The sequence below is a fragment of the Streptomyces sp. NPDC004561 genome (assembly GCF_053602155.1).
Genome location: NZ_JBSGDB010000514.1, coordinates 1 through 5,855 on the forward strand (window position 1 = coordinate 1; position 5,855 = coordinate 5,855).

General features: G+C 69.1%; 3 protein-coding genes and 2 pseudogenes. 2 read left to right on the plus strand and 3 right to left on the minus strand.

All coding sequences use genetic code 11. The features are described from left to right. Positions 1–81 precede the first annotated feature (81 nt). Positions 82–622: pseudogene (locus ACWEN3_RS39375) on the minus strand (IS5 family transposase); the annotation flags it as partial. 665 nt (positions 623–1,287) lie between these two features. Between ACWEN3_RS39375 and ACWEN3_RS39380 the strand changes: the two are divergent. Continuing rightward, positions 1,288–2,871, plus strand: a complete 1,584-nt coding sequence (locus ACWEN3_RS39380; RefSeq protein ID WP_452981423.1) for an FMN-binding glutamate synthase family protein — start codon at positions 1,288–1,290, stop codon at positions 2,869–2,871. A 14-nt stretch (positions 2,872–2,885) separates the two neighbouring features. Beyond that, positions 2,886–4,649: a thiamine pyrophosphate-dependent enzyme gene (locus ACWEN3_RS39385; protein WP_452981426.1), complete on the plus strand. Its 1,764-nt coding sequence runs from the start codon at positions 2,886–2,888 to the stop codon at positions 4,647–4,649. 285 nt (positions 4,650–4,934) lie between these two features. Here ACWEN3_RS39385 and ACWEN3_RS39390 read toward each other — a convergent pair whose 3' ends face one another. Further along, positions 4,935–5,399, minus strand: a complete 465-nt coding sequence (locus tag ACWEN3_RS39390) for an ATP-binding protein (RefSeq protein WP_452981428.1) — start codon at positions 5,397–5,399, stop codon at positions 4,935–4,937. Between the two features lie 99 nt (positions 5,400–5,498). Further along, positions 5,499–5,771, minus strand: a pseudogene (locus ACWEN3_RS39395) (TspO/MBR family protein); the annotation flags it as partial. Positions 5,772–5,855 lie beyond the last annotated feature (84 nt).

A 5,855-nucleotide genomic window follows, 5' to 3' on the forward strand; every position in this document is an offset into this window, starting at 1 on the left:
CGCCAGCCAGGCAGCGGCCGAACAAGTGAACCTGAAACCACGTCAACCCGCCCTGACCAGCTAGTCAGCCACTCCCACACAGCGGGGGAACCTCACTTCCAACACGGCCACGAACTGCGGGCTGTCACCTTGCTGTCCTGCGGTGACCAAAAGAGACAAGGGCCTTTGTCCTTGTTCGCAGGCCAGGTGGATTTTGGTGGTCCAGCCACCTCGGGACCGGCCAAGCCCATGGTCTCCTGGCTCGGCGACGACTCCGCCGGGCGGCTCCTTTTTGGGCCTGCCCGTCCCGGCGGGCGCCGGCCGCGTGCAGGTGAGCCCGGCAGATCGTGGAGTCGACGTTCACCTCCCACGTGATCAGCCCCGCCGCATCTGCCCTGGCCTGCAGACCGGTCAGCACCGTCTGCCAGACGCCAGCCCGCTGCCAGCGGCGGAAGAGCCCGTAGACCGTCTGCCACGGTCCATACTCCATCGGCAGATCCCGCCAGGGAGCACCCGTTCGCACTCGTCAGCGGATCCCGTCGATCAGCTTGCGTCGACATGTCGAGGGCCTGCCGACCTGCGCAACGGGCAACAGCGGTTCCAGCACGGCCCACTGTTCGTCCGAGAGATCTCCACGCCCCACACCGAGATCATCACGGCACGAGGCGTGGTAAGAGGCTCGGTTCTAAAACACGGCCTAGGTGAGCGGTCGCAGGCGCGGCATTCACCCACAGACCCGCTCGTCTGCGGACGCCCCGGTCGGCGAAGGATGGTTGACCGGGGCATGGGGATTCAGTCGAACGAGTGTCCCCACGGGCGATGAATGAGGCCCAGGGTCCTGTCCCCTCCACGCCCCGAGTGCTGAATCCTGAACCACGTGAATGTTGATGTCGGGCGCGCTCCCGATGCCCACCAAGCTGCCCGGAGCTGCCGACAGGTAACTGTATGCGGTCTCCATACGGGACGTCTCAGGGCATGCTGGAGCGGCGAACCGTCGTCTTCAACGCGCTCGAAGATATGGGCGCCAGCGCATCCGCGGCCAGGGTGTAAGTGGCCCTGCAGTGCTCCCCGAGCGCGCCAAGTGCTGCAGCTTGAGCGAGGGACACCGACCGTGCGGAGGCGACGCGGCTCACCCCTGTGGCCAGAGGCATCGTCACCCTTTGAAACCGGAGTCGAACGCCAAAGTAGGACTTCGGAGTCGGCGGCAACGTGCGCCGCTCTCACCGGTGGACGCCTCCCGCGCCGACGCTGGTCGAGCTGAGCACGTCTCCCAGGACTGGAGAGCGATCGCCCGGCAATGAGCAAGGGGTGACACGCATCGCAATCGTCGTCCTGACTCTTGTCGCAGGTGTACTGGCGTCCCTGGCGGCGGCCTGGATCTCCCCACGGTGGTTGCTCGTCGCCGTACCGGTGATGCTGCTGGCTCTGCTGGGCGCGTGGGATCTGCTGCAACGCCGGCATTCGGTGCTGCGCAACTATCCGGTGCTCGGCCATGCCCGCTTCCTCATGGAGCGCATACGTCCGGAGTTGCAGCAGTACTTCATCGAGCGGAACTACGACGGACGTCCCTTCGACCGGGACGTGCGCAGCATCGTCTACGAGCGCGCCAAGGGCACGGACGCGGAGGAGCCCTACGGCACCGAACGGGACGTGTACCAGCCCGGCTACGAGTTCCTGGTCCCCTCGATGGCGCCGCGACCGGTGCCGAAGGAACCGCCGCGCGTGCGGATCGGCGGTCCGGACTGCGGCCGGCCCTACGACATGGCACTGCTGAACGTCTCCGCGATGAGCTTCGGATCGCTCTCCGCCAACGCCGTCCTCGCCCTCAACGGGGGCGCGGCGGCAGGGGGGTTCGCCCAGGACACCGGTGAGGGCGGACTGTCCGAGTATCACCTTCGCCCGGGCGGTGACCTCGTCTGGGAGATCGGCACCGGGTACTTCGGCTGCCGCACGCCCGACGGCGACTTCGACTCCGCCGAGTTCGCCGACAAGGCCGCACACGATCACGTCAAGTGCGTGTCCCTGAAGCTGTCGCAGGGCGCCAAGCCCGGCATTGGAGGTGTCCTGCCGGGTGCCAAGGTGAACGCCGAGATCGCCCGGGTCCGCGACGTGCCCGAGGGGCGGACGGTCGTCTCGCCGCCGTACCACCGGGTCTTCTCCACCCCGCGGGAACTCGTCCGCTTCATCGCCCGCATGCGCGAGTTGTCCGGTGGCAAGCCCGCCGGCTTCAAGCTGTGCGTGGGCTCGCGGCGGCAGTTCCTGGCCGTGTGCAAGGCCATGCTGGAGGAGGGCACGGCGCCCGACTTCATCGTGGTGGACGGCGCCGAGGGCGGGACTGGTGCGGCGCCGCTGGAGTTCGCGGACCACGTGGGTACCCCGCTCACCGAGGGGCTGCTCACCGTGCACAACGCCCTCGTGGGCACCGGCCTGCGCGACCGGATCAGGATCGGTGCGAGCGGCAAGATCGCCACTGGCACCGACCTGGTCAAACGCATGGTGCAGGGTGCCGACTACGGCAATGCCGCACGGGCGATGATGTTCGCCGTCGGCTGCATCCAGGCGCAGCGGTGCCACACGAATACCTGCCCCACCGGCGTCACCACGCAGGACCCCCGCCGAGCCCGCGCCCTCTACGTTCCGGACAAGACCGCGCGCGTCCAGCGCTTCCAGGAGGCGACCGTGGCCAGCGCGTTGCAGATCATGGCGTCCATGGGCGTCACCGACCCCGCGCAGCTGCGTCCGCACATGCTCCGCCGGCGCGTCGACCCCTTCACCGAGCGCTCCTACGAGGAGCTGTACGAGTGGCTCCAGCCCGGGCAGTTGCTCGCCGGGCCACCGGCCTCTTGGGCGACCGACTGGAACGCCGCCGACCCTGACCACTTCACCGTCTGAACCGGAGGACTCACGTGGCCCGTACTGTTGCCCGCGTCATCGTGGACGCGCTGAGCGAACTCGGCGTGCGCCAGGTTTTCGGCGTCGTAGGAGACGCGCTCAATCCCCTGACCGACGCCATCCGCACCACCGAGAACCTTGAATGGGTGGGCTGCCGGCACGAGGAGGCGGCCGCGTTCGCCGCGAGCGCCCAGTCGCAGCTCACCGACACCCTCGGCGTGTGCATGGGCACCGTCGGACCCGGATCCGTCCACCTCCTCAACGGCCTGTACGACGCGGCCAAGAGCCACGCCCCGGTCCTGGCGATAGCCGGCCAGGTACCCCTCGCCGAACTCGGCAGCGACTACTTCCAGGAGGTCGACAACGACGCCCTCTTCAGCGACGTGGCCGTCTTCCGCGCGACCATCACCTCGCCCGACCAGCTGCCGCAGATGCTGGAGACGGCGGTGCGCCACGCACTGGGCCGCAAGGGCGTCGCCGTCCTCACCGTGCCGGGCGACCTGGGCGAGCGGGAACTGACCGCCGACCGGCCCGCCCGGTTCTCCCTGACCCCTCCGGTGAGCCGGCCGGACGGGGCTGCCGTCCGCCGCGCCGCGGAACTCCTCGACCGGTCCGAACGGGCCACGCTGCTCGTCGGCGAGGGCGCCCGCGCCGCCCGCGAGGACGTGCTGACCCTCGCCGACCGCCTGGCCGCACCGATGGTGCTCACACTCAAGGCCAAGGCGGGCTTCGAAGGCGACGACAACCCCTTCCAGGTCGGCCAGACGGGCCTTATCGGCAACCCCGCCGCCGCGGCGGCCCTCCAGGACGCGGACACCCTGCTGCTGCTCGGCACGGACTTCCCCTACCGGGACTGGTATCCCGAGGGGCGGACCGTGATCCAGGTCGACACCGAGGCCACCCACATCGGACGCCGGGTGTCGGTCGACGTCGGCCTCGTGGGGGACACCGGCGCCACTGTCCGTGACCTGCTGGACCACCTCAGCGCCGCCCCCGCGGGTACCGAGGGCGCACGCGACCGCTCGCACCTGGAGAAGGCGCGCGAGCACTTCGACCAGTGGCGCGCCGGACAGGCCCGGCTCGCCGACCCCGCGCACGACAAGGGCCTCGTGGGCCGCATCCGCTCCGCGCTGGACAACCGCGCCCATGACATACGCCCGGAGGCGCTGGCCGCGGCCGTCGACCGTATCGCGGCCGAGGACGCCGTCTTCACCTCCGACACGGGCATGGCCACGGTGTGGCTCTCGCGCTTCGTCGAGATGCGCGGCGAACGGCGTCTCATCGGCTCCTACAACCTCGGCTCGATGGCCAACGCCATGCCCCAGGCCCTGGGCGCCCAGAGCCTGGACCGCGAGCGCCAGGTCGTCGCCTTCTGCGGCGACGGCGGCCTGAGCATGCTCCTGGGCGACCTCATGACTCTCAAGACGTACCGCCTTCCCGTCAAGCTGGTCGTCTTCGACAACCGTCGGCTGGGCATGGTGAAACTCGAACAGGAGCAGGCCGGCCTGCCCGAGTTCGGCACCGTGCTCGACAACCCCGACTTCGCCGCCGTGGCCGAGGCCATGGGCATCACCGGCATCCGCGTGACGGACCCGGCAGAGGTGGAGAGCGCCGTGCGACGCGCCTTCGGCAGTCCGGGCCCGGTCCTGCTCGACGTCCTCACCAACCCCGACGAGATCGCCGTCCCGGCCAAGCCGACCGTCGAGCAGGGCTGGGGGTTCGCGGTGGCCAAGGTGAAGGAAGTCGTGCGCAGTCACGGAGAGCCGAGGGGGAACTGACGACGCTCGGGGAATGGGCTTCAACCTGGCCCTACGCAGTCGATGGCCCGGTGGCAAGGACGTTGCACGGGTCCAGCGTTCCAGGACGGCTTCGAGGGAGCGGGCGCAGTGCGCGAGCCGCGATCGGACCGGGTACGCATGCTGTTCACGCCCTGACCACATCGGTCCAGGCGCGGCCCGGCGCCATCGGCTTCGTCGTCCCGTACCAGTGGGGAAGAGCCTGAAGTGCTACTGCTGGCTGAGGCTTTTGACCCTGTTCACCCCACCGAGTAGCCCGACCACGCTCTACTCGGGACGGCGCACGGAGCCGATCATGCCGCATTGGTCGGCCACCCCGACCTGGAGATCTACGGAACTGTCCGCGACGGTTACCAGGGTCACTACGGTGCCCAAGGGAACGGAGCCACCGCAGCAGGCTAGGTGGACCAGGAGCAGCCCGCGCCCCCCGAGGGCGCCGTCGTCCGCGTGGCGTTGCTGGGGCAACTGCCTGGAGGCGTCATGTACGGCCACGTGCAGGCATTCCTCGTCCCAGGTGAGGATGAGCTGCGCGGCGCTGCGGGCGTGGACATGGGCGTTGGTAACCAACTCCGAGACGGCCAGTACGACCGAGTCCACCAGATCTGGGGCTGTCCGGTGCCAGCCTAGTGTGATCATGTGCGTACGCGTCCAGTCCCTGGCCTCCCTCGCCCCGCTGCTGATCGGCAACGAACGCGCCCACCCGACAGCCGTGAGGGATGGGTCCTGCGCCATGGTCTCTCCTTCAGCCAACCCATGGGTTCTTGTCCCGTCTGCCCGGTACACAGCAGCCTCAACATGAGTCGGCGGCGGTGATCCGGAGCGCAAGCTTCTTCACGGCGAGTGTCGCGTCACCGCGGTTGCCTTCGGGTTCTGCCGGGCGATGGAGCCGTTCAGGGCTGTGGCGAAGTCGCACCAGGCTGCGTAGGGCAGCAGAACTCTGGCTGCCGCCCAGTCCGTCCGTGCCATGCGGTGGATGAGTTCCACGTTGCTGAGGTCGAGCAGCACGGTGCCGACCAGGCCGGCCTGGGGGCTGCGCAGACCGAAGAAGAACCAGCTCCAACCGGCATTGAGGGTGAGGTTGATGGCGAGACTCGCGGCCGGTCGCGTGCGCTGGCGCCGATCACAGGCGCTGCCGCAGTCCCACGGACGCGACGCCGAAGCCCTGCGCGACTACCAGGAGACCCTCAC